This window comes from Pseudomonas sp. AC083, from assembly GCF_979253165.1.
On the sequence record NZ_CEEDDH010000002.1, the window covers coordinates 537,308 to 563,199 of the forward strand.

The window sequence follows — 25,892 nt, forward strand, 5'->3', positions numbered from 1 at the left end:
GTGCACTGATCCGCTACCGGCTCTTTTGGTGAATAAACAACTCACCTCAAATCAAAACCTCAAACGCCGCACTCCCCAGCACCTCTCCATTAACCATCACCTGCACCCCATGTCGCCCGGCAAAATGCTTGCGCGTCGTAAAATCCTTGATGACTTGATTCCGTCGCACTACATCAGTCCCGAAACCCGCTAATGCCAGAGTCTTCAACTTGAAAACCTTCCTCGAAACCCCGCCATTCGCCTTCACATACTCAATCGCATAATCAATCACCAGCCTTTGCTCGTGCGCCACCATGGACTTCACCGTAAACGACAAAGTAATCGCTTCCCCCAACCTCACCACCGCCGGCTCGACCCGCACATCCAACAACTCAACCTCAGCCTTCGCCCCTGCGCCAATCACCGTCAGCGCGCGCACGTCGCCCTGTTTGATCAAACTGCGCAGCGCATGCTTGGCAATCCAGGCCGTGTGCTTGTTCTCCAGCGACCAACCTTCAATCGTGTCCAGCACCCACTCCGGATGCACCTTCGTCACGTCATTCAAATGATTTGCCACCGACTTGCGCACGTAAAAGCTCTCGTCCGCCTTCAATTGATCCAGTATCCCGGCGGCCAGCCGCGGATCAGCCTGCACCGCTTCCAGGCGGAACGACCACGGCAGGCGAGGGCGGCTGCCTTCGCTGGCTAGGCGTCGAACGTGGTGGTTTTCTTCGCGGGTCCACTCGTGCATCCGTTCCAGCGAGCGCTCGAGGTCGCTGCGCAAAAAGTAGCGGATGGCGAATTCGGAGGAGCCGAAGGTGGTGAAGTACTTCAGCGCGTCCATTGAGGTGTCGAACGCATGGGCGCCGTAGCTCGCGACGTAGTGTGGAAGGCACATGCTGACAAAGCCGCTGTTCAGCCTTGGTGCGAGTTCACGTAACACATGTAAGGAATCTTCGTAGTCCAGCGGCAGCACGGCATGCAGGCTTTCGCTGACACGCGCCATGCGTTGCATCACTGATAGTTCAGCGAGTCCGTCCTGGGCGTGTTTGAGAAAGGTCCTGGCCTTGAACGCCGGGTACACCGCGCTCATTTCGTCAGCGATGTGCTGCAAGCGCTCGGCGTTGAAGATTTCCTTTAACGCCGGGGCGGCGGTGTCGGTGGAGCTCATGATCAGTTCATCGGTGTGCTGATGAACGCATCGGTGCCTTCTGCGTAGGCGGTGTACTCGGCGATACGCGCAAAGCGTGCTGCGTCGATCTGATCGGGTACGACGAGTTCGGTGAAGCTCCAGGCAACCGCCAGGCTGATGCCGGTCTGGGCGAGGGAGCCGTCGACAGGCAAGTCACTGTGTTCAAGTTCTTTTTCCAGCGCGGTAAATGCGGCGGCGAGCTGGCTTTCGACGCGTTCGACCCACGGCTGATATTGAATGTCGGCCGGGCGCAGGTTGCGTTCGTAGTAGAGCTGCACGGCTTTTTCGCAGGCGGCGAGGCTCAGGCCGATCAGGCGCAGAGCCTGGGCGCGTTGTTTGAGATCGCTTGGCAGCAGGCTTTTGCCGGAGCTGGCTTCGAGGTAATCGAGGATGAGGGTCGAGTCCATCAGGACCACGCCGTCGTCGAGGATCAATGTGGGCGCCTTGACCACAGGGTTGATCTGCTGGAATCGTTCGAAGTGGCGGAACACCGAGACCGACTCGTGTTCGAGGTCGATTCCCAGGCATTTGGCGGAGATTGCTACGCGGCGCACATAGGGAGAGTCGAGCATGCCGATCAGTTTCATGACGCGTTCCTTCAAGTCGAACCGGTGGGAACGCATAACCTAGCCGAGAGAGAGGCAATTGTCAGTCGTCGAATCCGGCCTGCTCGTGAATTTCATCGACGTTCAAGCCCAGCCGATACGCCACTGCCACAAACAGCGCCTGGCACAAACACAGCGTTGCACTGAGCGAACGAAAGGCCAGCGCACTGCCTTCATTGACCAGCAACACGCTATTGGCAAGTTTCGCCAGTGGCGAAAGAGGGCTGTCGGTGATGATCAGGGCATTGGCGTTCTGCTGCTGTGCGAAGCGCAGGCAGTGTTGGGTTTCCTTGGCGTAGGGCACAAAACTGATGGCGATGACCAGGTCGTTGGCGCGCACGCTGCGCATTTGTTCGCGATAGCTGCCGCCGATGCCGGAAACCAGATGAATGCGCTTCTGCGTGTGCTGCAGGTTGTAAACCAGATAATCGGCGACGGCGAACGAACGGCGGACCCCGACAACGTAAATGTCGTCGGCATTGACGATGAGATCGACGGCTGTATCGAACGCCACCTCGTCCAGTTCGCGGCCCAAGCGTTCGATGCCCGAGAGCGTTGCGTCGATGCACTCGCGGGCCAGGTCGACGCTGTTGGCGGTCTGCGAGTTGTTGGCGATCAGGCTACGGATGCGTTGCTGATAGGTTTGCGCTGGTGTGGTTTTGTGCGTCCAGGCCTGGCGGAACAGCGCCTGCATCTCGCTGAAGCCGCTGAAACCGAAACGTTGCGAGAAACGCACAATGGCTGACGGATGCACTTCGCACTCGCGGGCGATGTCGCTGATGCGCTCGACCATGATTCGCTCGCTCTGCTGGCTGATGTAGCTGGCCACGCGTTTGAGCTGGCGCGGCAGGGCGTCGTACTCTTCGCTGATCATTTGCAGCAGGCGCTCGACGTTGACCGGCGCGCTGGCGAAAGAAATTTCGTCTGTGGCCGGCAGAGCGGGGCGGGGCATGGGCAGCATCCTTCAGGCGAGTTGAGCACGCGGTGGGCCTGATAATAGAAGGGCTGCGTAAGCTCTGCCGGGCTGAAACGATGCACCTAGCGAGAATAATCTCGGCTGTCGCTGGCGGGATGGTTAGCCGTTTGTCTTCTATATACAGCCGCTGGACTGAATTTCTTGCTATAAACGCACTCCGATGGCCGTGTGAAGCCTGTGTCAGAGCAGTTTCCAGGTCCTGTCGGACAAATTCCCTGTATTTACAGTTGCTGAGGTCTTGATCGGGCCTTAGACTGCCGCCCCTCGTAAATTGAGTGCCGGGTGGCGTTTGCAATAAAACGATGCCTTTTCGACGGCCGACACGGTTCGCCGAAACGCTCCCTTATTCGCCTTAATGCACGTTTTTTTATAGAGATATCAATGACAAAGGACAAGTTGCTGGCTATGCCGGCAGATGACTACATGAATGCAGAGCAACACGCTTTCTTCACTGAGCTGTTGCAGAACATGAAAGTCGAAACCCACGAGCGCATTGAGCAAAATCGTATCGCCATCGAAAGCCTGGACACCCCGGCTGACCCGGCGGACGCGGCTTCGGTTGAAGAAGAGCGCACTTGGCTGGTCAACGCGATCGATCGCGACCAGCGCATGCTGCCGCAACTGGAACAAGCCCTTGAGCGCATCAAGGACGACAGCTTTGGCTGGTGCGACGACAGCGGCGAGGCCATCGGCCTGAAGCGCCTGCTGATCAGCCCGACCACCAAGTACTGCATCGAAGCTCAAGAGCGTCACGAGCAGATCGACAAGCACCAGCGTCAGGCCTGATTCTGTGAGGTGACCCTTTTAAAAGGGAGCGCCTTGAAAAGATCGCAGCCTTCAGCAGCTTCTACATGGAGTTGCGGGAGGCTGCGATCTTTGTTTTTGCTCGTCTGCGCCATTTCCCCCGTCGTTCCATTGACCTGCCACAGACCCCACGACTAATGGACCATGGATAATGGCGTTGTAGTGGCGTTTAATGCAGTCACAACAATGAGAACAAACGTGGGGTGATCAAGATGACGAGAGATGGATCTCTGGTTGCGGCGCTGCCTGCACCAGTGCTTTTGCCGAAAAACCGCTGGATCGCGCCGACCCTGCAAAGCATCGCCCTGATGCTGTTGCTCGCCGGCATGGCCGTGGCCGAATGGTCGCTGTACCTCGGCATGCCGCTGGCGATGCTGATTGTCTGGCTGCCGCGTCTGCGTTCGCGCAGCGCTCCTGTTGCTGCCTCGGTCGATAGTGCGAGCGCATTGTCCGCACTGACCCGCGATCTTTCCTACATCACCAGTCACAACGCACTGTCAGCCGCCGGCGTGGCGTTCTCGGTCAAGGCGCTGGCGAACAAACTCGAATCGCAACTCGACGCGGCGGCGCAGATCGTCAGCAACGCCGAAGTGATGATCGCCACCGAGCAGGCGACTTCACAGCTCAGTCGCGACGCGCTGGATGCCGCCAGCGAAGCGCATCACAGCAGCGCGGCGGGGCGCAGCGAACTGCTCGACTCGATTTCGCGCATGCGGCAACTCAGTCAGCGCGCCAATGCCAGTCGCGAATTGATCGAGGCCTTGAGTGTGCGCAGCGACGACATACAGCGGGTGACGCTGGTGATTCAGTCGATTGCCAGCCAAACCAATCTGTTGGCGTTGAACGCAGCGATTGAAGCGGCCCGGGCCGGTGAGCATGGTCGCGGTTTCGCTGTGGTCGCCGACGAGGTGCGCGGACTGGCCGCGCGTACGGCGGCGGCCACGGGTGAGGTCGGTGAGATGGTCGCTGACATTCAGCAACGCACCGCGCAAGTGGTGGCGCAGATTCGCGAGTTGTCGAGCGATCTGCACACCGGCGTCGAACAGGTCGAGCACACCGGTCAGCATCTGGAGAACATCGCGCGACTTGCCGCCGGAGTGGAAACCCAGGTCAGCGAAATCGCCCGTGGCGCGCAAACCAATCGCGAGCAGCTTGATGCGCTGTTCAGCGCGATTGAGCAAATGCGTAGCGATCTGGCGATCAGCGATCAGCAGACCCGCCGCCTCGCCGAGGCCGCTGTGCAGATGGAAGGACAGGCGGAAACCATCAGCGAACGCCTGGCCGAGGTCGGCCTGGATGACTATCACCAGCGCATTTATGACTTGGCGCGCGAAGGTGCGAGCCAGATCGCGGCGCGCTTCGAGGCGGATGTCGAGCAGGGGCGGATCAGCCTGGATGACCTGTTCGATCGCAGCTACCAGCTGATTTCGGGCACCGAACCAGCCAAATTTCAAACCCGCTTTGATCGATACACCGATCAGGTCTTGCCGGCGATCCAAGAACCTTTATTGGCGCGTCATGAAGGGCTGGTTTTTGCGATTGCCTGCACGCAGCAGGGTTATGTACCGACGCACAACCAGGCATTCAGCCAGCCATTGACCGGCGATGTGCAGGTCGACACGGTAAATAATCGCACCAAACGCAAATTCGCTGACCGCACCGGTATCCGCTGCGGCAGCCATCAGCAACCGGTGCTGTTGCAGACTTACACGCGCGATACGGGTGAGCTGATGCATGATTTATCGGTGCCGATCATGATCAAGGGCCGACACTGGGGCGGCTTGCGTCTGGGCTATAAACCTGAGAATCCGCGCTGAGATTATTACCGGTGACGCAATGAATCTGTGCACGGCGGTTGCTGTTTCCCCTCGACGGAAAGCATTAATCTGACGACTTAGTTAGGTAGCTAATTATTTCGGAGGGCGCATGCAGTGCAGGGTAGACGTGGCAGTGATGATCGGCAGCGGTGTTCCGGCCGGCTTACGTGCGATGGGGCGCAGTGTTTGCTGGGTAGTTTTGCTCAACGGGGAGCGACGCGGCACAGCCTTCGCCAGTCGCGATGAAGCGGAGGAGTGCAAGGCTGCGTGGGTCGAACAATTGAACATCGAGCCCGGCGACAGCCTGCACTGATCGTACTTACTTGCCGCGATGCAAACGTACGTTCAGCTCATCGACGATCGGCGCTTCTTCGCCATCGGCCCGCAGCCATTCCTTGAGTAATTGCGCCTGCTGGGGTGACCAGAAGTCGGCATCGATGAGTTTAGTTTCCGGATCCAGCGGATGTGCTTCGACAAAGTCATTGATCGACGCTTCATCGGAAGGAAGGCCCAGCTGTTCGAAAAGGGTGGTCAGGTTAAGCTCGGTTGGCAGTTCCATCATCTACTCCTGGGTTGGTGCCGGTACGGCTTGTTCGTTCACTCCCTTATCAGAGGCAGGCGCTGGCGCGGAGTTCGATTTTTGATTCAAGCGAGCGGGCGAGGGCGCAGGCTTCGTTGTGATTGCCACGGAAACCTCTGACACGTCCCGTGGATATCTCCTTGATGTGAAAGAACGCAATACCCGCTGGCACCACTTGAAAGTGTGGGGTTCGATGATTGTTAGAAGATGTCGGAAGGTTGTCGAGGTCGGCAACCTTCATCGTCAGAGGTGTGTTGATTCGCGCGTCGGCCGACGTGGCAAAATGAGTCAAAGTGCACATATGAAGTCCTTTTCATCAGTCGGCCGGGATTTAACGGCCGTTGCGGGTAGTCGTAAGGAGCATCGCTGCTCTAGAATCGCCAGTACCTGTTGACGACCGGGCTTATCTAAAGCAATTTTTCGCCAGCGATATGTCGGAAAAGTGCTTTTTTTCGTGAGAAATTTCCCTGAAGTTCGTAGTCAGATCTTGCTCCAGTCGCACTTGAGGCTTTTTCCTTCAAGCTTTGCCGATTTCGGGGCGGGTTCCGCTAATGACAATCCAGTAGTCTACGAACCTCGCGATCAAGAGCGCTTCGCTCGCTTCGGGTTTTTGAGTGATTTTGCAGTTTTCATCGGCATTGCCGTTTTTTGCCGTGCGTGTTTTCCGCTGCACGGTTTTTCAAATGTGGGGATGTTTCTTTGGCAGTCAGTAACCTCGATATGCATGCTTTGTTCGTGCTGGGTGATTTGCGTGCAAAGCTGGTCAAGCAATTCCAATCACGTTTTGTTTACATCACCGAGCAAAACGCCGAAGGCATTTACATCGCCGAAATCGATACCGAAAGTGCATTGGTAGTCGATGACAAACCGGGGCTCAAGCTCAAGGTCGGCGACCATTTCATCGCGTCAGTGTTGCCCAGCCGTGAAGGCGGCAAGATGGACATTCGTTTTCGCGACATCAAACTCACGGTTTACGGCTTGGGCGACTACGCATTTGTCAGTACGGCCGACGGTCACGCGATTCTGTTCAAGGAAGGTCATAGCGTCGTCACGGTGTTCGCCGCCAATGAACAATTGCAGGAAGGCCTGACCAAAACCTTGAAAGCCGTCACCGCCAAGGCTGCCAAATGGCGCAAAGGTGAACTGATTTCCTTCAAGGCCAGCGAGTGAGCCGCGCGCACTTCCATTCGCAAAATCTCGACAGCGCACGCGAAGACGCTCAGCGCCTGTTCGCCCGCAAGGCCGAACTGCAAGGTGCCTGGCTGAGTTGGGTGGCGTCGCAGCTCTACGCATTGCAACCGGCGGCATACGCCAGCATGGTCAGACGTGAGCTGCAAAGCCTGCAGGAAAAGTCTGAAACGTAACCTCGCACGCAGCGGACCCCGGAAAAAGCAGGAACCTCGGCTAAAGTCAGTTGACTGAGTCATTCAGAGGCTTGCGTTTCTGTCAGGCCAACTGCCATTGCTGTGAACAGCACGAGGTGTGATGCATGAACGGATTTCGACGGTTACTGGCCGCCAGCGTGGCCACCTTTGGTTTGCTGACGTCAGCGCAATCGCTGCAGGCGGCACAGGCGCCGATCCACTTTGCCGACCTGAACTGGGAAAGCGGCAGCCTGATCACCGAGGTGCTGCGGGTGATCGTCGAGAAAGGCTACGGCTTGCCGACCGATACCTTGCCGGGTACCACTATTACTCTCGAGACCGCGCTGGCCAATAATGACATCCAGGTGATTGGCGAGGAGTGGGCCGGGCGCAGTCCGGTCTGGGTCAAGGCCGAAGCCGAGGGCAAGGTCGTCGGTTTGGGCGATACGGTAAAGGGTGCCACTGAAGGCTGGTGGGTGCCGGAATACGTGATCAAGGGCGATCCGGCCAAAGGCATCAAGCCACTGGCGCCGGATCTGCGCAGTGTCACTGATCTGAAGAAATACAAGGACGTGTTCAAGGACCCGGAAAGCCCGGGCAAAGGGCGTTTCCTCAACAGCCCGATCGGCTGGACGTCGGAAGTGGTCAACAAGCAGAAGCTCACGGCGTATGGCTTGCAGGACGACTACACCAACTTCCGCAGCGGTTCCGGCGCTGCGCTGGATGCCGAGATCAGCTCTTCGATCCGTCGCGGCAAACCGGTGCTGTTCTATTACTGGTCGCCGACGCCACTGCTTGGCAAATTCAAACTGGTGCAACTGGAAGAGCCGCCGTTCGATGCCGAGGCGTGGAAGACGCTGACAGACGCCGATAATCCCAATCCGAAACCAACCCGCTCGCTGGCATCGAAACTGTCGATTGGCGTGTCTACGCCGTTTCAAAAGCAGAACCCGCAAATTGCCGAATTCTTCAGCAAGGTCGATTTTCCCATCGAGCCACTGAACAAGGCATTGGCGGATATGAGTGACAAGCACACCGCGCCTCGTGAGGCGGCGGTCGCGTTCATGAAGGCGCATCCGGATGTGTGGCAGGCGTGGCTGCCCAAGGATGTGGCCGACAAGGTGACGGCTGATCTGAAATAACGCGGTCAACGCCGTGCACCGCCGACCGGTCGTGCACGGCCAAAAAATCCGACTACGATGGTTTGTTCAAATCCCTTTGAAGGATTTCAACCATGACCTTTGTGTTGGCTCAATGGCTGGTGACTGTGTTCGCGGCAATCGGCCTGATGCATGTGTATTGGGCGTTGGGTGGGCAATGGGCGGCTGCGGTGGTGGTGCCGCAGGTGCCGGTGTCGGGCTTCGTCGCCACGGTACGCCCGGCCTTCAAGCCCTCAGGCTGGCTGACGCTGGCAGTCGCCGCTGCGCTGCTGATAATTGCGGCGCTGGTTTGTATGCGGGTCGGTTGGGGCGTGCCGGCGGTGCAGCACAAGGCACTGCAATGGGTGATCAGCGCGATCGCGTTGCTGATGTTCGCTCGGGCGATCGGTGATTCGAATCTGGTCGGGTTCTTCAAGGAAGTGAAGGATTCGCGATTTGCGCGGCTGGATACCTGGGTGTATTCGCCGTTGTGTGCGCTGCTGGGGGCGGGGTTGTTGGCAGTCGCGTGGGTTTGAGCCGATCCGGAATTGGCGACGCCCCGACTGGCCTCTTCGCGAGCAGGCTCGCTCCCACAATCGAGGGCGCGTTCCTACTGTAGCGATGGCGCCATCACAGGCGCCACAAAATCATCAGTTACCACTTTCAGTCTGACGACTGCTCACCTCGGCCGGCACATCATCCCCGGCCATACGTTTGCGGAACAACGCCGCCCGCGCCAGCAGCAGGGTGGTCACCGGCACGGTGATCGCCAACAGAATCGGAATCAGCCAGGCATGCACCACTGGCCCGGACTTCAGCGCTGAAAAGCAAATGATCGACGCCAGTGCCACACACCAGGCACCGATTGTCGAGGCCAGCGCTGGCGGGTGCATACGCTGGAAGTAATCCTTCATGCGCAGCAATCCGGTTGCGCCCAGCAGGGTAAACACGCCGCTGAGCACCAGCAGCACCGCCACCGGAATCTCGACCCATAAAGACAATTCGGTATTCATTCGATCACCTCGCCACGCAGCAGGAATTTTGCCAGGGCAAACGAGCCGACGAAGCCGAACAGCGCGATCAGCAGCGCCGCTTCGAAGTAGGTATCACTGGCGTAACGAATGCCCAGGGTCAGCATCATCAGCATCGCGACGATATACAGGTAATCCAGCGCCAGTACCCGATCCTGAGCTGACGGGCCTTTGAAAAGGCGCACCAGGGTCAGCGCCATCGCCACGCAGTACAGAAACAGCGTCAGCAGAATCGCATTCGACAGCAATGGGCTCATTCGAAAATCTCCATCAACGGTCGCTCGTAAGTGCTTTTGAAGTGCTCGATGAACTGCGCTTCGTCGTGCAGATCCCAGACGTGCAGCAACAGAACGCTGCGGTCCAGCGCCAGTTCCGACCATACAGTACCGGGCACCACGGTGCAGATCATCGCCAGTGCCGCCAGACCGTGGGCATCGCGCAAGTCCAGAGGCACCTTGATAAAGCATGAGTTGGGCGGACGACGTCCGGCGTTGACTACGCCCCAGGCGACGATCAGGTTGGACATGATGACGTCGCGGCCGACCAGGAAGAACAGACGCAGGATGGCCATGGGGTTGCGGATGCGCGCACGTTTCGGCCGCAATTTGCGCATCATCAGCGGCGCGGCGAAACCCAGCGCGGCACCGAGTAGCAGATTGCCCGGGCTGACGGACAGGTTCAGGGTCAGCCACAGAATCCACAGGGCCAGCGATAACCACGGAGCCGGGAACAGTCGATTCATGGCTGCACCTCGAGCATGTCGGCTCTGGCTTGCGGGCTCGGCACCGCCCGAGTGCCTAGAACTGCGAACACATATTGCTGCGGATTGTTCAGCGCATCGGCCGTGGCCTGGGTGTAGCGCAGCAGCGGTTCAGCCTTGAACGTAAGCGCAATGCTCAGCCCGAGCAGCAGGAAAATCGGCGCGCATTCGAGTTTGCGCAGCAATGGCGAGGGGCGCTCTTCCGGCGTCCAGAAGCGCTGAATGCCGAGGCGGGAGAAGGCCATCAGCGAGGCCAGACCGGTCAGGATCAACAGGGCCAGCAATCCCCATGCGCCGGGAGACAGCGGCGCCGCAGTGCCAAGTCCCAACGGGTTGAGCAATGCCCCGATCAGGCTGAGCTTGCCGATGAACCCGGACAGCGGTGGCATGCCGATGATCAACAGCGCGCAGGCAATAAAGCTCAAACCGAGAAACGCCATGGTCCAGGGGATGACTTGGCCGACCACGGCTTTCTGCTCGTCGTCGAGGTTGATGCCCTTGGGCGGTTGCAGGGATTCCTGCGGACGCGGCAGCAGTTCGCTTTCGTCCTCGAGGGGAATCTCGTTGGCCGAGCGCGAGCGCTCGATCAGTTCGGCGAGCATGAATAATGCGCTCAGCGCCAGGGTCGAGCTGACCAGATAGAACAGCGCAGCGCCGATCAGGTTCGGCTGGGCAAAGCCGATCGCCGAGAGCAGGATCCCTGCCGACACCAGAATGCTCAGGCTGGCCATGCGCTCCAGGCGTTGCGCGGCGATAATCGCCAGCCCTGCGCAAGCCATGGTCGCCATGCCGCCGTAAATCAGCCAGTCGCCGCCGAAGAATGCCGAGGCGCCGGCCTGACCAGAAAACAGCAGGGTCCACAGGCGCAGGAGGGTGTAGACGCCGACCTTGGTCATGATCGCAAACATCGCCGCCACCGGCGCGCTGGCCGAGGAATAGGCCGGCACCAGCCAGAAATTCAGCGGCCACATGCCAGCCTTGGCCAGAAACGCTACCGCAAGAATTCCCGCGCCAGCATGCAGCAGGCCACGATCGGCTTCCGGCACCAGCGGGATCTTCATCGCCAGATCGGCCATGTTCAGCGTGCCGGTCACCCCGTAGATCAACGCAGCGCCGATCAAAAACAGTGACGATGCCAGCAGGTTGATCGAAATGTAATGTAACCCCGACGACACCCGCGCCCGGCCCGAGCCGTGCAGCAACAAGCCGTAGGATGCGGCGAGCAACACTTCGAAGAACACGAACAGGTTGAACAGATCCGCCGTCAGGAACGCGCCATACAGGCCCATCAATTGAATCTGGAACAGTGCGTGGAAACTCGACCCGGCACCGTCCCAGCGGGCCATGGCAAACAGCAGGGCGCTGACGCCGATGATTCCGGTCAGCACCAGCATCAGTGCCGACAGGCGATCAACCACCAGAACGATGCCGAAAGGTGCCTGCCAGTTGCCCGGCAGGTACACGCCAATGGATCCGGGCACGCCGGTGGTCTGCGTCCATTGCAGCAGCATCACTGAAATGAACAGGCCGAGGAGGCTGGAGAACAGATTGATTTTCGCCTTCAGCGGCCGGTGCTTTTCGCCCAGCATCAGCATGATCGCAGCCGTCAGCAGCGGCAGCAGGATCGGTGCAGCGATCAGGTGAGTCATCGCCATCATTCTTTAGGCTCCCGGCCGTCGACGTGGTCGGTGCCGGTCAAGCCGCGCGAGGCGAGCAATACGACGAGAAACAGCGCGGTCATGGCGAAGCTGATGACGATCGCCGTCAGTACCAGCGCCTGGGGCAGCGGGTCGGTGTAATGCAGCAAGTCCTGGGTCACGCCGTCCTTGATCACCGGTTCCTTGCCGATGAACAGGCTGCCCATGCTGAAAATGAAGAGGTTGACTGCATATGACAGCAGGCACAGGCCCATGACCACCTGAAAGGTTCGCGGGCGCAGGATCAGCCAGACCCCGGACGCGGCGAGAATGCCGATGGCGATTGCGATGACTTCTTCCATCAGACGGCTCCTTTGCTGGCGACGGACTTGGGCAGCGATGCAGTCTTGTGACCACGCACCGATTGGTGGGCGAGGGCGGTGAGGATCAACAACGTCGATCCCACCACCACGGCGTACACGCCGATGTCGAAGAACAGCGCACTGGCGATATGGATATCACCGAGCAACGGCACGCTGATGTGCCAGGTGTGAGTGGTGAGGAACGGATAACCGGCGAGCAGCGCACCGAGACCGGTGGCAGTGGCGAACAGCAGCCCGGTGCCCATCCAGCGCAATGGCCGCAGGCTCATTTGCGCCTCGACCCACTGGGTGCCGGCAACCATGTATTGCAGGATAAAGGCCACCGACATCACCAGCCCGGCGACAAAACCGCCGCCCGGCTGATTGTGCCCGCGCATGAACAGATAGAACGACACCACCAGCGCGACAGGCAGCAGCAGGCGCACCAGTACCGCCGGCACCATCATGAAACCGAGCGCGGTGTCGCTGGCCGAACGCGGGTTGACCAGATCGGTGACCACGTCGGGCGCGAGCAGACGTTGCTGGGCCGGCAACTGCAGGCTTTCCTTCGGCGGACGGAAGCGGCGCAGCAGGGCGAACACGGTGAGCGCCACGGCGACCAATACGGTGATTTCGCCGAGCGTGTCGAAACCACGGAAGTCCACCAGCATCACGTTGACCACGTTGCTGCCGCCGCCCTCGGGCAGGGCGCGGCTGAGGTAGAACGAGGAAATATGGTTCGGCGTTTGCCGGGTGAGCATGGCGTAGGACAGCAGCGCCATCCCCGCACCGACCGCAATCGACAGCAGCAAGTCGCGCAGACGCCGAATCCGCGCCTTGCGCAGGCTGCTCGGCAATGGTGAGACCTCTTCGATGCGTCGCGGCAACCAGCGCAGGCCAAGCAGGATCAACACCGTGGTCACCACTTCGACTGCCAGTTGCGTCAGCGCCAGATCAGGCGCCGAGAACCAGACGAAGGTTACGCAGGTCATCAAGCCACAGACGCTGACCATCGTCAGGGCGGCGAGACGGTGATATTTGGCCTGCCAGGCGGCGCCGAGTGCACAGGCGATCGCCAGCAGCCACAGGGTCACGAAGACAATGGATCCGGGGATTTTCGGCCGGTCGCCCCAGGTCAGCGTGCTGTGCAGCATCGGGATCAGACCGGCGAGCACCGCAGCCGAAACCATCAGGAACAGCTGCATCTGCAAGCGCTTGGTGCCCAGTCGCCGCTCGACGCGCCGGGCGATGCGCATCATTACGACCAGACTGCGCTCGAACAAACGCTTGCCGTTGAAGCGGCCCACCAGCGGCGGGTACTTGAAACGGCCCAGCTTGAACTGCTTGCGCAGCAGCAGATAGAGGAGGATGCCGCCGGACATGGCGATCAGGCTCATGATCATCGGCGCGTTCAAGCCGTGCCAGATGGCCAGGCTGTATTCCGGCAACTCCCCGCCAACTACGGGCAGCGCTGCAGCGGCGAGCAGTGGCCCGACGATCTGCGCCGGGAAAATCCCCACCAGCAGGCAAGTGAAGACCAGCAACTCGACGGGTGCGCGCATCCAGCGTGGCGGCTCGTGCGGCGTGTGCGGCAGGTCAGTGGCGGTGGGGCCGAAGAACACGTCGACGGTGAAACGCAGGGAGTAGGCCACGCTGAACATGCCGGCGATGGTCGCGACGATCGGCAGACTGGTTTCGACCCACGCGGTGGCGTTGATGAACACGGTTTCGGCGAAGAACATTTCTTTCGACAGGAAACCGTTGAGCAGCGGCACGCCGGCCATTGAGGCGCTGGCGACCATGGCCAGTGTTGCCGTATAGGGAATCAGCTTGATCAGACCGCTGAGTTTGCGAATGTCACGGGTACCGCTTTCGTGGTCAATGATGCCGGCGGCCATGAACAGCGAAGCTTTGAACGTCGCGTGATTGAGAATGTGAAACACCGCCGCCACTGCGGCCAGTGAACTGTTCAGGCCCAGGAGCAAAGTGATCAGGCCGAGATGGCTGATGGTCGAGTAGGCCAGCAAGCCTTTGAGATCGTTCTGGAACATCGCGCAGTACGCGCCGAGCAACAGCGTACAGGCGCCCGCTCCGCTGACGATGTAGAACCATTCCTCACTGCCGGACAGCGACGGCCACAGACGTGCCAAAAGGAAAACTCCGGCCTTGACCATGGTCGCCGAGTGCAGATAGGCCGAGACGGGCGTCGGTGCCGCCATCGCGTGGGGCAGCCAGAAGTGAAACGGGAATTGCGCGCTTTTGCTCAGCGCGCCGATCAGGATGAGTGGCAGAAGAACGGGGTAGAGGGCATGTGCGCGAATCAGATCGCCGGCGGCCAGGACCTTGTCCAGGTCATAGCTGCCGACGACATGGCCGAGAATCATGACCCCGGCCAGCAGACATAACCCGCCAGCACCGGTGACCATCAGCGCCATATAAGCACCGCGCCGCGCATCGGCGCGGTGGTGCCAGTAGCCGATCAGCAGGAACGAGAAGAGGCTGGTCAATTCCCAGAAGAACACGATCTGAATCAGGTTGCCGGAGATCACCAGCCCGAGCATGGCGCCCATGAACGCCAGGAAAAATGCGAAAAAGCGCGGCACCGGGTCGTCCGGCGACATGTAGTAACGGGCATATAAAGAGACAAGTGTGCCGATGCCGAGCACCAGCATCGAGAACAGCCAGGCGAAGCCGTCCATACGCAGAATGAAGTTCAGCCCGAGGCTGGGCAACCACATGAATTCTTCGCGGATCACGCCGCCGTGGGCGATTTGCGGGTACAGCATCGCGACCTGAACGGTGCCGATCAAAGCGACCAGACCCGCCAGCAGCGATTCGGCATTGCGCGCATTGTGCGGCAGCACCGCTGCCAGACAGCTGCCGATGAACGGCAGAAGCAGTAGAACTATCAGGGACATAGGCTTCTAATCTGCGGAAGTTTGTGAAGCATCATACGTGCCAGCTCCCTGATCACCAAACGCGAGGATGTCTCAGAATCCTACAAAGTAGTCTGGAATTTTGTGTTTGGCGTTGTTTCCGCTTGGTCAGACAACCGCAGAATCCAATTGCAAGGATGAAATTTCACTCAAAGGCGGCGTTTGGTTATCGACCGTTCATCGGGAAAAGCTCTTTACCTGTAATTTCTGACAGTAGACGACCTTTTGTAATGCCGTTGTACTTGAGTTGCACCGAGGTGCATTGAACTGCCAGCCGGACGAGCGCTGGCCATACCAGGTACAAGGAGAGTTGGAAGATGCATATTCAAACAGAAGGGAAACGTACACTAAAAAAAGACCAATTGGAGCCGCCCCTCTTTTCTGAAGCAGTCGGGACTGTTATTTCCCGGGCAAAAATCAAGAATGGCGCTACGTTCGTGGTTCCTCCTATTTCTCAGGCAAAAGTCGGGGACATTCTCGACATCTATTCCGATACAGAAACAGGGCTCTGGACGTCTCGTCTGCACCTCGGTGAGTTGCATCTGGGCAAGCCCTTGGAATTCAGAGTCCTGGCGTTTCACTTTGATGAAACTGATTGGGCAGATGCGTATTACGTGTTGACCCAAGGAGGCGCACCGTTTGTCTCTGAAACGAGCAAGTATGAAGTGACGGATTGATTTGGAGTAGTCGGGTCGGTACCTCACTGTGAATTGTGAACGCACCGGCCTGGCAGTTTGTACTGGGGCTGGTTTTGTGCCAGGCGTACACTTTCAGTCCCTACTGACCTCAGCTTCCTGGCCCTGATCCACGTCGGATGACACATCCTTACCCTTGGTCTTCAACTCACTGACTATCACCGCCGCAACAATCAATCCTGCGCCCACCAGCGCAATTGCCGGCAAGCGCTCCCCGGCAATCCGTCCGACAATCCCGGCCCACACCGGTTCACCCGCATAGATCAACGTCGCCCGAGTCGGCGAAACACTCTTCTGTGCCCAGTTCATCGCTACCTGAATCGCCGCACTCGCTGCGCCCAGGCCCAAAGCCGTCGCCAGCAACAACCAGGAAAAATCCGGAATCACTTCACCTGTCGGGACTACCAGCAAGAACGACAGCACCGCCGTCACCGCCAGTTGCACCACCGTCACTCGCCGCACATCCACCTGCCCGGCGAAAGTGCTGATCAAAATGATTTCAGCAGCAATCGCAACGGCGCTGATCAATGTCGCAATTTCTCCGGGACTGAAATTCAGCGCCGCCCCTGAAGGACCCGACAACAACATCAAACCGGTAAACGCCAGCATGATCCCGATACTTGGCATCAACCCCGGACGCCGTCCCAGCACCAGCCATTGCAGCAGCGGCACAAACGGCACGTACAGCGCGGTAATGAACGCCGACTGACTGCTCGGAATGCTTTGCAACCCGACCGTCTGCAAGCCATAACCAAGCATGATCGCTACACCGATGAACGACCCTGCCTTGACTTCGAACAAGGTCAACTCGCGCAAGTGCCGCCAGGAAAACATCGCCACGATCGCCGCCGCTGCGGCGAAGCGCAGGCCGACGAAAAACATCGGGCCGCTGACCGTCATGGCATGTTGCACAATCAGAAACGTGCCGCCCCAGATCATGGTAATCAGCACCAGCACGCACTCGGCTTTGCTGAAGCGGGAGAAGCGGATTCGGGACGCAGAATTGTTTGGCGACATCATGACCTTGCGCACATTAAAAGGGAGGCCGCACAATGCCGCCAACGTTGCGCAGTATACTGCCCAGCCCCACCGAGTGAGCAATATAGTGCACAAAGATTTGACTCAGCGAGCCTCCGTTCTGCAACACGTCAGCCAGAACGTTCGACGCCTGCGCCATGCTGCGGATATGAGCCAGACCGCACTGGCGGAAAAATCCGGGGTGAGCCGACGGATGCTGGTGGCGATCGAGGCAGGCGAGAAGAATGTCAGCCTGACCACGCTTGATCGCGTCGCCGAAGCGCTTGACGTTGCCTTCAGTGATCTGATCCAAGCGCACGATGCGCGCGATCCGAGCCGGATCAATGAAGTTGCCTGGGCGGGCACGATTCCCGGCAGCAGAGCCGTGCTACTGTCCAAAGCCACCGCGAGCCGCGAAGTCGAGCAATGGGAGTGGTGCCTGCAACCGGGCGAGGTCTACCCGTCGCAACCGGATGCCGATGGCTGGAGCGAGCAGATTTACGTATTTGAAGGATGCCTGACACTGATGCTCGGCGATCAGGCGCAGCACATCAATAAAGGAGAGTTTTTCATGTTCGCCAGCAATCAACCGCATGCCTACCGCAACGATGGCGATGTGGCTGCGCGGTTCGTGCGTAATGTGGTGATCTGAATGGAGCAGCCTGCGGACATCCTGATCATCGGCGGCGGCCTCAGTGGCACCATGCTGGCGGTGCAATTGTTACGCCTGCCTGGACAACGAAGAATTGCGATCATCGAGCCGCGTGCGGAACTGGGACGTGGCGAGGCTTACAGCGCCGTCGAGTTGGGACATACGCTGAACGGCAACGCGGCGCGGATGAGCGTCGACCCGGATAATGCTGATGATCTGACGCAGTGGCTGACCGCGCATATTGCCGGCGGCGGCTGGCCGGAATCGGCTGAGCAGGACGTGCCGGTCAGTGAGCTGTTTCCGCCGCGTGGCCTGTTCGGGGTCTATGTGCAACAGCGCCTGGCCGAAGCCAGGGCCGTGGGTGGCCTGCAAGGTTCGACCGTTAAACATATATGTGCTGAAGCCGTCGACCTGCAAATCGATTCCGCTTCAGCGCAGCTCACCTTGAGCGATGGCCAGACTCTGCGTGGATCGCTGGCAGTGCTGGCCACCGGCATGTTTCCCGCCGCTCGCACGCCGCAGACGCAGTCCAGTGGCCTTAACGCCGCAGCGCTCGATCCGTGGGATGTGGCTGCCATGCGCGAACTCGACCCGCAGTCCACCGTGCTGATCATTGGCTCCGGGCTGACGATGGTTGATGCCGTGGTGTCGCTCGAGCAGGCCGGGCATCGCGGGCCGATCGAGGTGTTCTCCCGGCATGGCCTGCTCCCGCACGTGCGCCGTCAACCGCCGGCCTGGGTGGACTTTCTGGCAGCAGATCACAGCATCCGTACGCCCCGCCAGTTGGTGCGCGAATTGCGACGGCACTGTCGCGACGCACTCGCCCAAGGCATCGACTGGCAGGCGCCGCTGGATACGGTTCGCGCGCACATCGCGCGGTTGTGGAGCCAGGCGACTGACCTGCAGCGTCGACAATTCGTACGGCACGTGCGGCCATGGTGGGAGAGTCATCACCATCGTTCGCCGCCGCTGAGTGCCGAGTTGATCGAGCGGCTGCAGAAGGAAGGGCGCTTGCGCATTCATGCAGCGTCGTTCAAGGGCATTGAGCCCGGCGCGGGCGATGCTGTGACCATTCGCATCCGTCCGCGGGGTGAGACTGAAACATCTACAGTGAGCGGTGCGGCGCTGATCAACTCCAGCGGTATCGAATACGACTGGCGGCGAGTCGCACGACCGTTGCCGCAGCAATTGCTGGCGCGGGGACTGGTGCAGCCGGGGCCTTTGGCGTTGGGTATCGAAGCAGTGGACGGTGCAGTGGTGGATGCCGATGGGCAGGTAAGTGCTCGGTTGTTCGCCATGGGCCCGCCGTTGCGCGGGATGTGGTGGGAGAGTACGGCGGTGACGGATGTGGCGGCGCAGGCTAAAGCGTTGGCTGGGCGGTTGGTTGATAGCCTGAGAGATTGATGTGTTCTCTTGGGCCTCTTGGCGAGCAGGCTCGCTCCCACAAGGGGATTGAGGTTGTGGATGCAATTTGCGCCACACCACAAATACTGTGGGAGCGAGCTTGCTCGCGAAAGCGTCATCTGATTCAACGTCTCTGTGAATGAAAGACCGCTATCGCTGGCAAGCCAGCTCCCACATTGGGTTTTTGTGACGGCTTGAGACTATGCGACGACCTGGTAGCAAGGCACATACGCCGCGCCGCCCGGCAACTTCATCCGGTGCTGGGCGACGAAGGCTTTGAGCAGCGCATCAAGCGGCTGCATGATCGCCGCATCACCGCGGATCTGATATGGCCCGTGCTCTTCGATCAGGCGAATGCCTTTGTCCTTGACGTTACCGGCGACGATCCCGGAAAACGCCCGACGCAGATTGGCCGCCAGTTCATGCGGTGGCTGGTCGCGATGCAGTTTCAGGTTGGCCATGTTTTCGTGGGTTGGATCGAACGGGCGCTGGAAGCCTTCATCGATCTTCAACAGCCAGTTGAAATGGAACGCGTCGTTACGCTCGCGGCGGAACTGCTTCACCGCTTTCAGGCCTTGAGTCATCTGCCGCGCCACTTCGGCCGGATCATCGATGATGATCTCGTAATGCTGCTTCGCCGCTTCGCCGAGGGTCGCGACGACAAACGCATCCAGCTGTTCCAGATACGGCGCGGCATGCTTCGGCCCGGTGAGGATGACCGGGAAGGGCAGGCCTGCGTTGTCCGGGTGCATCAGGATGCCGAGCAGGTACAGGAACTCTTCGGCCGTACCGGCGCCGCCCGGGAAAATGATGATGCCGTGGCCGACACGGACGAAGGCTTCCAGACGCTTTTCGATGTCCGGCAGGATCACCAGCTCATTGACGATCGGGTTCGGCGCTTCGGCGGCGATGATGCCAGGCTCGGTCAGGCCGAGGTAGCGACCGCCGTGAATGCGTTGTTTGGCATGGGCAATGGTCGCGCCTTTCATCGGGCCTTTCATCACGCCAGGGCCGCAACCGGTGCAGATGTCGAGGCTGCGCAGGCCCAGTTCGTGGCCGACTTTCTTGGTGTATTTGTATTCTTCGGTATTGATCGAGTGGCCGCCCCAGCACACCACGATTTTCGGCTCGACGCCCGGGCGCAGGGTGCGCGCGTTGCGCAGCAGGTGGAATACGTAGTCGCTGATGCCTTGGGAATTGCTCAGGTCGATGCGCTGACTGTCGAGTTCGTTCTCGGTGTAGACGATGTCGCGCAGGGCGCTGAAGAGCATTTCGCGGGTGCTGGCGATCATCTCGCCGTCGACGAACGCGTCGGCCGGAGCGTTCAGCAGCTCCAGGCGTACACCGCGATCCTGTTGGTGAATGCGGATTTCGAAGTCCTTGTAGGCTTCGAGGATGGTCTTGGCATTGTCGACATGCGCGCCGGTGTTGAGGATGGCCAGGGCGCACTGGCGGAAGAGGGTATAGGTGCTGCCGGATCCGGCTTCGCTCAGTTGCTGGACTTCACGTTGAGAAAGGGTTTCCAGACTGCCTTTCGGGCTGACCGAGGCATTGATTACGTGTCGTTGGGTCATGCAGTGATCCTTAAAACGATGTCATCCACAACGCAGCGGATGGCATCCGAATAGTGTGTATCCATTAATGAAGATGGCACGATCTGCGTTATACCGCCATGTCCCGTTGGACTTTGAAAAGATGAAAAGGAGCCCCAGCATAGCTAAAACCCGGTGCGATGCGATAATGCGCTGGCGAGTTTTCTCCGTTGCGCGTTTTGCCACTCAAGGAAGTCATTTTCGATGTTCGAGATTCAGCCGATGGACCCCGCTACCTTTCGTCAGCAGACCCGCCGCAGCACGATCATCATCGCCGTGCTGTTTCTGCTGCTGGCCATGCTGTTTTCGTCGGTAGCGGTGGCAGTGTTCGGTGAACCCGACGGGGATAACCTGCGTTTCAATGTCGGCGGCGTATTCGTGGCGTTTCTGCTGACGGCGGCGCTGTTGCGCGGACGTTTCTGGCATCAGACCTGGATAGCCCCGGCGGTGTACAGCTGGCGCCTCAAGCGCAATCTGATGAGCATCACCAATGTCATGCATCAGGTGACAGAGGCGGTGCAGAACAACGATCCGACGGCGATGAAGGTGTTGCGTTTCTATCACCTCGGATTGCTGCAAATGCATGAGCTGGACGGCAACTCCAGCGATCATGGACAACTGCGTGATGAAGTCGAACAGCACAAGGCGCGGATGCAGGCGCAGGGACTTGATTCTGACCAGCCACGCTTCGATCCGCAGTGGCTGGAAACGTTGAAACCGGCCTCGCGTTAAAACGGAATGCGCCGGGCCCGGCGCAGTTTCCACGAGCGCAGCAGTCGTGCGTACACCAACAGGTTGACCGCCAGCACCACGCTGCCGAGGGCCAGTTGAATCTGCGGCGTCAGACCGGCCGGGTAGATGATCGGCCAGATGTAATGCTCAATGAAGCCGCCGGCGTATTCGGTCTGCCCGGCCGCGTGGCGCATGAGGTTTTCCCAATAGGTCAACGGACAAGTCAGGTGCAATACCTCGACCGCTACGCCCCAGGCAGCCGCCGGCAAGTGCAACCACATCAATCGTGGCCAGCGCAGCACCAGCAGCCCGCCGAACAGTACGAACAAGATGAAACACAAGTGAAACAGCACCAGCCCGTCGGCGGCGATTCGGTACAGCATGGCGTCTTCCTGACGTAAGGGGAGATGGCGCTATGGTACGCCGCGCGGGACAAAATGCGTTGGTGAATCTGGGCGCGCAAAAGTGTTCTACCCTTTAACGATCATCAACTGTTCTGAAGTGAGGTGCACATGGCAACTGAGCAAACGCGTGCGGAAGATGATGAGCCAACGGAAGAAGAAATCGAGCGGCAAAAGAGGCAGGAAAAAACCTGGAAGCACGATGACAGCCGCGAGCTGTCGGACCGCGATCAGGAGCGTCCGCTGAAACCTTGAACAACCCATACGAAGAGCCCCGCAGCAGCGGGGCTCTTCGCGTTTCAGAGGTCTGCCAGCTGCGTGAAGTCCGGGTAGGTCGCGCGATACCCCAACGTTCGATCGATCCACGCATTGAGCTCATTGACCATCACCGGCGGATGACCGGGGTAACCTTCGAGGGTGCTGCGCAGGGTGCGTTCGATATCGGGCACGCTGTGCAGGTTTCGGGTCTTGATGTAATGGCCGATAAAACAGTCGAGTTCCAGGCGTTCTGTCTTGGACAGATGGACACACTTCAGGCCGCTGACCTGTTTGATTGCAAAATCGTCGCTCACTTATTTCTCTGCAAGGCTTGAAAGTTGTTGATGGATTCCTGATTTCTTTGACTCTTTGGTCAACTGGTATACCAATCGGAAAGGCGGCGCGCATGCTATCCGCAGCGCGGGAAAATGTATGTATGACTGTCGAAATGTCTGACAGGCGGTTGATTCGCTCAAACGGCTGTTTTACGGGGGATGTATCGCGGTTGAAACACTTCTTGTAACGCAGGGGACTCAGTGGCGGCGTTGCTTGATTAACGCAAGAATGGCCGGATTATTTAGTCGACTCGTTCTATCAATTGCGCACCCTGATTACGCGTATTGCCGACCGCTTTGCCGACTTTGTACCATTCGAAGGCCTCACTGGGCTCGCCTTCAAACAGCAGCATCTGCTCGGCGCGTTCCAGCGGCGTAGCCGGATCAAGCCATTCCCGAGCCCGCGTCGAATCGAAGACCACCGGGCGGCGATCGTGAATATCGAGGAGGCCGCCCAGGCTGTCAGCGGTGATGATGACGAACCCGTCGTCCTCCCTCGGCGCAACCCCCGGTGCCGGAAACTGGCCGATACCGGCACAGAAAACCGGAGCCTGATCCGCCCGACGAATCAACCAGGGCTGTCGGGATTTTTCCCCGCTATCAACCCATTCAAACCAATTGTCGACCGGCACGATCAGCCGCTGCCGCCAGATCGCCCGGAAGAACGCGCCGTGGGCGACTTTCTCTACCCGAGCGTTGATAGGCGGGGCACGATCCCTGGCCCAATGCGGCCGCCAGCCCCAGCGCAGATTGTCGGCATGAATGGCCTGTTCGTGCTGATGCAGAACCGCCAGCGCAGTGGTGGGCGCTGCGTTGTAGCGATTGAGCGGCGCATCGCCAACGTGATTGATCAACGCATCGGGGATGCTGAGCACCGCGACGAAATCGTGAATCCCACGGTACTGCGTGAGTCTTCCGCACATGGCTGAAATCTCCTTGAGGAAATTTGAGTCTAGTCGGACATGCCGATGTGCCTGGCCGATGACGCACTGGAACCAGCACCGGAACCAAACCCTGTGTACCTTATCCAACCTGCGCTCGCGGATAGCCGCGCAGGGATGGACAAAGGCGAGGGAGTTTTGCCATTCGACAACACGACGGCCTCGGCCTCAGGGCAAGACATGACATCCGGATGCAAACTTCTTTGTGTTGCGCTCATCGCGCTCGGTCTGGCCGGTTGTATCGCCGCCCCGATCGACATGACCACGCAAACCGAAACGCGCCTGATGGCCCAGGCCCCCGTACGTTTTCTCCTGACCTTCGACGATGGCCCCAGCGCTTCAGGATGGTGGAATCCCACGGCGACGGTGCTCGACAGCCTCAAAAGCAATCCGCTGCAGGCAGACATCAAAGCCGTGTTTTTCGTGCAGACCCGAGCACCCAGGGCAGGCAACAGCGAGATCGGTCGCAGCCTGATGCGTCGTGAACACGCCGAGGGGCATATTCTCGCTTTCCACACTGCGACTCACTGGCACACCAACCATCGCTCGCTCGACCCGCGAGAGCTGGAGCAATCGCTGACCGATGGCAGCGCTGACATCGCCGCTATCACCGGGGTGCAGCCCCAGCTGTTGCGCCCGCCGTTCTGGAACTACGACAAGCGCACATTTGCGGCCTATCAAAAACACGGCTTGCATGTCTTGCTCACGGACATGAGTGCCAACGACGGCAAGATCTGGGGCTTCAACGCCAGCCCTCGGCGTCGGGCGAACATGCTGCGGCAGTTATCGGAAGTGCGCGAGCGCATCGCCGTGGGTCAATTGCCGACCGTGGATGGCGTGATCCCGGTCGTGGTGACGTTCCATGACCTCAATCGCTACACCGCGCGCCACACTCGCGAATATCTGCAGATTCTGCTCGATAGCGCGGCGGCGACCGGGGTCAGACTGGCGGACAAGCCGTTCTACGACAATCAGGCCGCACTGGAAAAAGCTGCGTTGGCGCGTACGGTTCAGCAAAGCGCTGAGCCGGTGAATCTGCCCGGAATGTGGAACTGGATCTGGGATCACGACGCGCATTGAATGGCATGAGTGAGTTGTGATCGGCTTGGCATTCTCGAGCGGGCAGTAAACACACCGTGGGTCTATGCTCGATGGATCGATTCTCCGCCTGCGAGGCGCCCGTCCATGCTTGCCATTGCCGATATTTGCCGGATCGTCGAGTCAGGCTTCCCCACGTTCAAGTGTGATTGCACACCAACCGGACAAGGTCTGTTGCGGATCAAGGTGTATGAGCCGGGCAGTGGGCGTGTCGAGTTGTTGCTTGACGGCGTTTCTCCCGAGCATCTGGTGACGATTCGCGATATTTCCAATTTCATCGGTGAGTTGCGAACGGAAATCAGCGCCGGTCGCAGGGCGTTCGCCGGCTGATTGTCATAAACGCCGTTGAAAGGCCTGCACGATGCGCCTTGTCGCTTCATTGGTTTCAAGATTGTGCACGGCATCGAGCGGGTACCAGATGCAATCGACGATTTCGTTCTGCGGGCGCACATCGTCGAGGTTGACCACCGAAGCCTCGTACACATGATGCCGCGTACTGCCCGCCTGGAAATCCATCAGGTACAGGACGTCCTCAGCATTGAGCCCGGTTTCCTCCTGCAACTCGCGCACGGCTGCCGCCGCACGGGTTTCCCCGGGTTCGACCTTGCCGCCGGGCAATGACCAATGATGGCGGGGTTTGCGTACCAGGAGGATATGGCGATCCTGTTCGCAAATGACGGTGGCGCGTACTTTCATGATTGCCCTGTTGATGCGTGTCATAAAACTGTAATCAATCTGCAATATTCGAGCCGCAAGCGGATTTAAAGGTTCCCTCTTGATTCGGAGCCATTTGCGTAGCAAAAAGTGCCAGTGAATTGACATGTGCCAGGGCGAATCCGGTTTACACCGCAGCGGGGAGCGGGTGTAAGGTAAGTCCGTACATCGAAAACACCGTTGACGAAATGGAGGTGCTCATGAGCATTCCAATGCTGAACAAGCTGCACATGAACGGTTATGACGTGCTCAGCGTGAACAACGGCCCATGGCGGGTTTGCACTCAGGGCGACCGGTTGGCGTCATTCACCAGCAGGGAGGAAGCGATGGCCTATGCGGCGGCGCTTCCTGGTTACAAGCAACGCGCCAAGCGGGTGCAAAGCCAGAACGTGAGTTGACGCGTTATAACGAAAGAGCCCCGGTTTCGACCGGGGCTTCTGTTTGGATCAGAACTCAGTGCACCTTGATTCGGCTGATGGTCCGGGCTTTTACCTCCTTGGCATAGATCTGCAATCTCTCTTCGTCGTTTTGCAGGATTTCGCAAGACCGCAATACAGTCTGGGCGTCTGCCTCATTGCCGGATTTGCGCAATTGTTCGGCAATGCGCTTGAGATCGACCGCCGACCACCTCAGGTCAGAGGCCACGCTTTGCAAATCCCGTTGAAGTTCGTGTTCGTATTCATTGAGCCGCATGATCACCTCCAGAACATTCTCGGTAGAAAAGAGTAGTCGCATTTTTCCACATGGGGCCAGGCCATCTGACGCCCGGCTGAACCGATGTAAAAAATTGTCCAAACCCAGGTAACGACGGGGTGCCACGATGGATGTGCACGCAGTTAAACGGTACATTCACGTTTTTTCGGAACAGGTA

At 59.1% G+C, this 25,892-nt stretch carries 33 protein-coding genes; 15 read left to right on the top strand and 18 right to left on the bottom strand.

All coding sequences use genetic code 11. The features are described 5' to 3' along the window. Nucleotides 1–46: 46 nt before the first annotated feature. The 3 genes from AC0IXA_RS05600 to AC0IXA_RS05610 all read right to left on the bottom strand — a co-directional run bounded on the left by AC0IXA_RS05600 (nt 47) and on the right by AC0IXA_RS05610 (nt 2,728). Complete coding sequence (locus tag AC0IXA_RS05600) at nt 47–1,150, bottom strand: DNA alkylation repair protein (RefSeq protein WP_341637256.1); 1,104 nt, start codon at nt 1,148–1,150, stop codon at nt 47–49. 2 nt (nt 1,151–1,152) lie between these two features. Beyond that, on the bottom strand, nt 1,153–1,758 hold the full coding sequence (locus AC0IXA_RS05605) for a glutathione S-transferase (protein WP_341637257.1): 606 nt from the start codon (nt 1,756–1,758) through the stop codon (nt 1,153–1,155). Nucleotides 1,759–1,819: 61 nt separating this feature from the next. After that, complete coding sequence (locus AC0IXA_RS05610) at nt 1,820–2,728, bottom strand: MurR/RpiR family transcriptional regulator (RefSeq protein WP_341637258.1); 909 nt, start codon at nt 2,726–2,728, stop codon at nt 1,820–1,822. 405 nt (nt 2,729–3,133) lie between these two features. Here AC0IXA_RS05610 and AC0IXA_RS05615 point away from each other — a divergent pair, with 405 nt between their 5' ends. The 3 genes from AC0IXA_RS05615 to AC0IXA_RS05625 all read left to right on the top strand — a co-directional run bounded on the left by AC0IXA_RS05615 (nt 3,134) and on the right by AC0IXA_RS05625 (nt 5,686). Further along, nucleotides 3,134–3,538, top strand: a complete 405-nt coding sequence (locus AC0IXA_RS05615; protein WP_016775095.1) for a TraR/DksA family transcriptional regulator — start codon at nt 3,134–3,136, stop codon at nt 3,536–3,538. Between the two features lie 611 nt (nt 3,539–4,149). After that, nucleotides 4,150–5,373, top strand: coding sequence for a methyl-accepting chemotaxis protein (locus AC0IXA_RS05620; RefSeq protein WP_471812192.1), 1,224 nt, complete (start codon nt 4,150–4,152; stop codon nt 5,371–5,373). Nucleotides 5,374–5,482: 109 nt separating this feature from the next. Further along, nucleotides 5,483–5,686 (top strand): hypothetical protein, encoded by a 204-nt coding sequence (locus AC0IXA_RS05625; RefSeq protein ID WP_471812116.1) that lies wholly within the window; start codon nt 5,483–5,485, stop codon nt 5,684–5,686. Between the two features lie 6 nt (nt 5,687–5,692). On the opposite strand, the gene AC0IXA_RS05630 is transcribed toward AC0IXA_RS05625, so the two are convergent. Both AC0IXA_RS05630 and AC0IXA_RS05635 read right to left on the bottom strand, forming a co-directional pair. Continuing rightward, entirely contained in the window at nt 5,693–5,932 is a 240-nt protein-coding gene (locus AC0IXA_RS05630) for a DUF2789 family protein (RefSeq protein ID WP_122507964.1), read from the bottom strand. A gap of 49 nt (nt 5,933–5,981) precedes the next feature. Continuing rightward, on the bottom strand, nt 5,982–6,194 hold the full coding sequence (locus tag AC0IXA_RS05635) for a hypothetical protein (protein WP_236168680.1): 213 nt from the start codon (nt 6,192–6,194) through the stop codon (nt 5,982–5,984). Nucleotides 6,195–6,673: 479 nt separating this feature from the next. Here AC0IXA_RS05635 and AC0IXA_RS05640 point away from each other — a divergent pair, with 479 nt between their 5' ends. The 4 genes from AC0IXA_RS05640 to AC0IXA_RS05655 all read left to right on the top strand — a co-directional run bounded on the left by AC0IXA_RS05640 (nt 6,674) and on the right by AC0IXA_RS05655 (nt 8,992). Further along, the gene (locus AC0IXA_RS05640) at nt 6,674–7,123 is read left to right on the top strand and encodes a hypothetical protein (RefSeq protein ID WP_024013252.1); all 450 of its coding nucleotides are present in this window, start codon (nt 6,674–6,676) and stop codon (nt 7,121–7,123) included. Continuing rightward, nucleotides 7,120–7,317, top strand: coding sequence for a hypothetical protein (locus tag AC0IXA_RS05645; RefSeq protein WP_016775089.1), 198 nt, complete (start codon nt 7,120–7,122; stop codon nt 7,315–7,317). Before AC0IXA_RS05640 ends, AC0IXA_RS05645 begins: the two co-directional genes overlap by 4 nt. A 125-nt stretch (nt 7,318–7,442) precedes the next feature. Further along, entirely contained in the window at nt 7,443–8,459 is a 1,017-nt protein-coding gene (locus tag AC0IXA_RS05650) for an ABC transporter substrate-binding protein (RefSeq protein ID WP_076562406.1), read from the top strand. A gap of 92 nt (nt 8,460–8,551) precedes the next feature. Beyond that, nucleotides 8,552–8,992: a DUF3995 domain-containing protein gene (locus AC0IXA_RS05655; protein ID WP_071172759.1), complete on the top strand. Its 441-nt coding sequence runs from the start codon at nt 8,552–8,554 to the stop codon at nt 8,990–8,992. Between the two features lie 114 nt (nt 8,993–9,106). On the opposite strand, the gene AC0IXA_RS05660 is transcribed toward AC0IXA_RS05655, so the two are convergent. The 6 genes from AC0IXA_RS05660 to AC0IXA_RS05685 are packed head-to-tail and all read right to left on the bottom strand — an operon-like array spanning nt 9,107 to nt 15,164. After that, on the bottom strand, nt 9,107–9,469 hold the full coding sequence (locus AC0IXA_RS05660) for a Na+/H+ antiporter subunit G (RefSeq protein WP_130901912.1): 363 nt from the start codon (nt 9,467–9,469) through the stop codon (nt 9,107–9,109). Then, entirely contained in the window at nt 9,466–9,744 is a 279-nt protein-coding gene (locus AC0IXA_RS05665; protein WP_016775085.1) for a K+/H+ antiporter subunit F, read from the bottom strand. Before AC0IXA_RS05665 ends, AC0IXA_RS05660 begins: the two co-directional genes overlap by 4 nt. After that, nucleotides 9,741–10,229 (bottom strand): Na+/H+ antiporter subunit E, encoded by a 489-nt coding sequence (locus AC0IXA_RS05670; protein ID WP_130901913.1) that lies wholly within the window; start codon nt 10,227–10,229, stop codon nt 9,741–9,743. The genes AC0IXA_RS05665 and AC0IXA_RS05670 overlap by 4 nt, the downstream gene beginning before the upstream one ends. Then, the gene (locus AC0IXA_RS05675) at nt 10,226–11,905 is read right to left on the bottom strand and encodes a monovalent cation/H+ antiporter subunit D (protein WP_130929385.1); all 1,680 of its coding nucleotides are present in this window, start codon (nt 11,903–11,905) and stop codon (nt 10,226–10,228) included. Before AC0IXA_RS05675 ends, AC0IXA_RS05670 begins: the two co-directional genes overlap by 4 nt. Next, nucleotides 11,902–12,246, bottom strand: a complete 345-nt coding sequence (locus tag AC0IXA_RS05680; protein ID WP_016775082.1) for a Na+/H+ antiporter subunit C — start codon at nt 12,244–12,246, stop codon at nt 11,902–11,904. Before AC0IXA_RS05680 ends, AC0IXA_RS05675 begins: the two co-directional genes overlap by 4 nt. Next, complete coding sequence (locus tag AC0IXA_RS05685) at nt 12,246–15,164, bottom strand: monovalent cation/H+ antiporter subunit A (RefSeq protein WP_024013245.1); 2,919 nt, start codon at nt 15,162–15,164, stop codon at nt 12,246–12,248. Before AC0IXA_RS05685 ends, AC0IXA_RS05680 begins: the two co-directional genes overlap by 1 nt. Nucleotides 15,165–15,499: 335 nt before the next feature. On the opposite strand from AC0IXA_RS05685, the gene AC0IXA_RS05690 reads away from it, so the two are divergent. Further along, nucleotides 15,500–15,859, top strand: coding sequence for a hypothetical protein (locus tag AC0IXA_RS05690; RefSeq protein ID WP_471812121.1), 360 nt, complete (start codon nt 15,500–15,502; stop codon nt 15,857–15,859). A 93-nt stretch (nt 15,860–15,952) separates the two neighbouring features. Here AC0IXA_RS05690 and AC0IXA_RS05695 read toward each other — a convergent pair whose 3' ends face one another. Beyond that, nucleotides 15,953–16,897 carry a DMT family transporter gene (locus tag AC0IXA_RS05695; RefSeq protein ID WP_471812123.1) on the bottom strand — a complete coding sequence of 315 codons (945 nt, stop codon included), beginning with the start codon at nt 16,895–16,897 and terminating at the stop codon, nt 15,953–15,955. Nucleotides 16,898–16,982: 85 nt separating this feature from the next. Between AC0IXA_RS05695 and AC0IXA_RS05700 the strand changes: the two genes are divergently transcribed. Both AC0IXA_RS05700 and AC0IXA_RS05705 read left to right on the top strand, forming a co-directional pair. Then, the gene (locus tag AC0IXA_RS05700; protein WP_024013243.1) at nt 16,983–17,546 is read left to right on the top strand and encodes a helix-turn-helix domain-containing protein; all 564 of its coding nucleotides are present in this window, start codon (nt 16,983–16,985) and stop codon (nt 17,544–17,546) included. Further along, nucleotides 17,547–18,950, top strand: coding sequence for an FAD/NAD(P)-binding protein (locus AC0IXA_RS05705; protein ID WP_471812125.1), 1,404 nt, complete (start codon nt 17,547–17,549; stop codon nt 18,948–18,950). It begins immediately after the preceding gene. 200 nt (nt 18,951–19,150) lie between these two features. Here AC0IXA_RS05705 and ppnN read toward each other — a convergent pair whose 3' ends face one another. After that, nucleotides 19,151–20,524 carry a nucleotide 5'-monophosphate nucleosidase PpnN gene (gene ppnN / locus AC0IXA_RS05710; RefSeq protein WP_471812127.1) on the bottom strand — a complete coding sequence of 458 codons (1,374 nt, stop codon included), beginning with the start codon at nt 20,522–20,524 and terminating at the stop codon, nt 19,151–19,153. 222 nt (nt 20,525–20,746) lie between these two features. On the opposite strand from ppnN, the gene AC0IXA_RS05715 reads away from it, so the two are divergent. Continuing rightward, on the top strand, nt 20,747–21,274 hold the full coding sequence (locus AC0IXA_RS05715; RefSeq protein ID WP_471812129.1) for a DUF3087 domain-containing protein: 528 nt from the start codon (nt 20,747–20,749) through the stop codon (nt 21,272–21,274). On the opposite strand, the gene AC0IXA_RS05720 is transcribed toward AC0IXA_RS05715, so the two are convergent. Next, nucleotides 21,271–21,657, bottom strand: coding sequence for a DUF2784 domain-containing protein (locus tag AC0IXA_RS05720; protein ID WP_041480792.1), 387 nt, complete (start codon nt 21,655–21,657; stop codon nt 21,271–21,273). The two genes, AC0IXA_RS05715 and AC0IXA_RS05720, sit on opposite strands and share 4 nt — an antisense overlap. 129 nt (nt 21,658–21,786) lie before the next feature. Between AC0IXA_RS05720 and AC0IXA_RS05725 the strand changes: the two genes are divergently transcribed. Further along, nucleotides 21,787–21,930 carry a hypothetical protein gene (locus AC0IXA_RS05725; RefSeq protein WP_024013238.1) on the top strand — a complete coding sequence of 48 codons (144 nt, stop codon included), beginning with the start codon at nt 21,787–21,789 and terminating at the stop codon, nt 21,928–21,930. 44 nt (nt 21,931–21,974) lie between these two features. Here AC0IXA_RS05725 and AC0IXA_RS05730 read toward each other — a convergent pair whose 3' ends face one another. Both AC0IXA_RS05730 and AC0IXA_RS05735 read right to left on the bottom strand, forming a co-directional pair. Then, nucleotides 21,975–22,247 carry a hypothetical protein gene (locus tag AC0IXA_RS05730; protein WP_016775076.1) on the bottom strand — a complete coding sequence of 91 codons (273 nt, stop codon included), beginning with the start codon at nt 22,245–22,247 and terminating at the stop codon, nt 21,975–21,977. A 263-nt stretch (nt 22,248–22,510) separates the two neighbouring features. Continuing rightward, complete coding sequence (locus AC0IXA_RS05735) at nt 22,511–23,191, bottom strand: SOS response-associated peptidase (protein WP_471812131.1); 681 nt, start codon at nt 23,189–23,191, stop codon at nt 22,511–22,513. A 198-nt stretch (nt 23,192–23,389) separates the two neighbouring features. Here AC0IXA_RS05735 and AC0IXA_RS05740 point away from each other — a divergent pair, with 198 nt between their 5' ends. After that, entirely contained in the window at nt 23,390–24,289 is a 900-nt protein-coding gene (locus tag AC0IXA_RS05740) for a polysaccharide deacetylase family protein (protein WP_471812133.1), read from the top strand. A gap of 105 nt (nt 24,290–24,394) precedes the next feature. Next, complete coding sequence (locus AC0IXA_RS05745; protein WP_016775073.1) at nt 24,395–24,637, top strand: DUF1652 domain-containing protein; 243 nt, start codon at nt 24,395–24,397, stop codon at nt 24,635–24,637. Between the two features lie 3 nt (nt 24,638–24,640). Here the strand turns inward: AC0IXA_RS05745 and AC0IXA_RS05750 are convergent, their stop codons facing one another. Then, nucleotides 24,641–25,003, bottom strand: a complete 363-nt coding sequence (locus AC0IXA_RS05750) for an NUDIX hydrolase (protein ID WP_186566706.1) — start codon at nt 25,001–25,003, stop codon at nt 24,641–24,643. A 218-nt stretch (nt 25,004–25,221) separates the two neighbouring features. On the opposite strand from AC0IXA_RS05750, the gene AC0IXA_RS05755 reads away from it, so the two are divergent. Continuing rightward, nucleotides 25,222–25,419, top strand: coding sequence for a hypothetical protein (locus AC0IXA_RS05755; protein WP_024013234.1), 198 nt, complete (start codon nt 25,222–25,224; stop codon nt 25,417–25,419). Nucleotides 25,420–25,474: 55 nt separating this feature from the next. Here the strand turns inward: AC0IXA_RS05755 and AC0IXA_RS05760 are convergent, their stop codons facing one another. Further along, nucleotides 25,475–25,714 carry a hypothetical protein gene (locus AC0IXA_RS05760; RefSeq protein ID WP_051600740.1) on the bottom strand — a complete coding sequence of 80 codons (240 nt, stop codon included), beginning with the start codon at nt 25,712–25,714 and terminating at the stop codon, nt 25,475–25,477. Between the last annotated feature and the right edge of the window lie 178 nt (nt 25,715–25,892).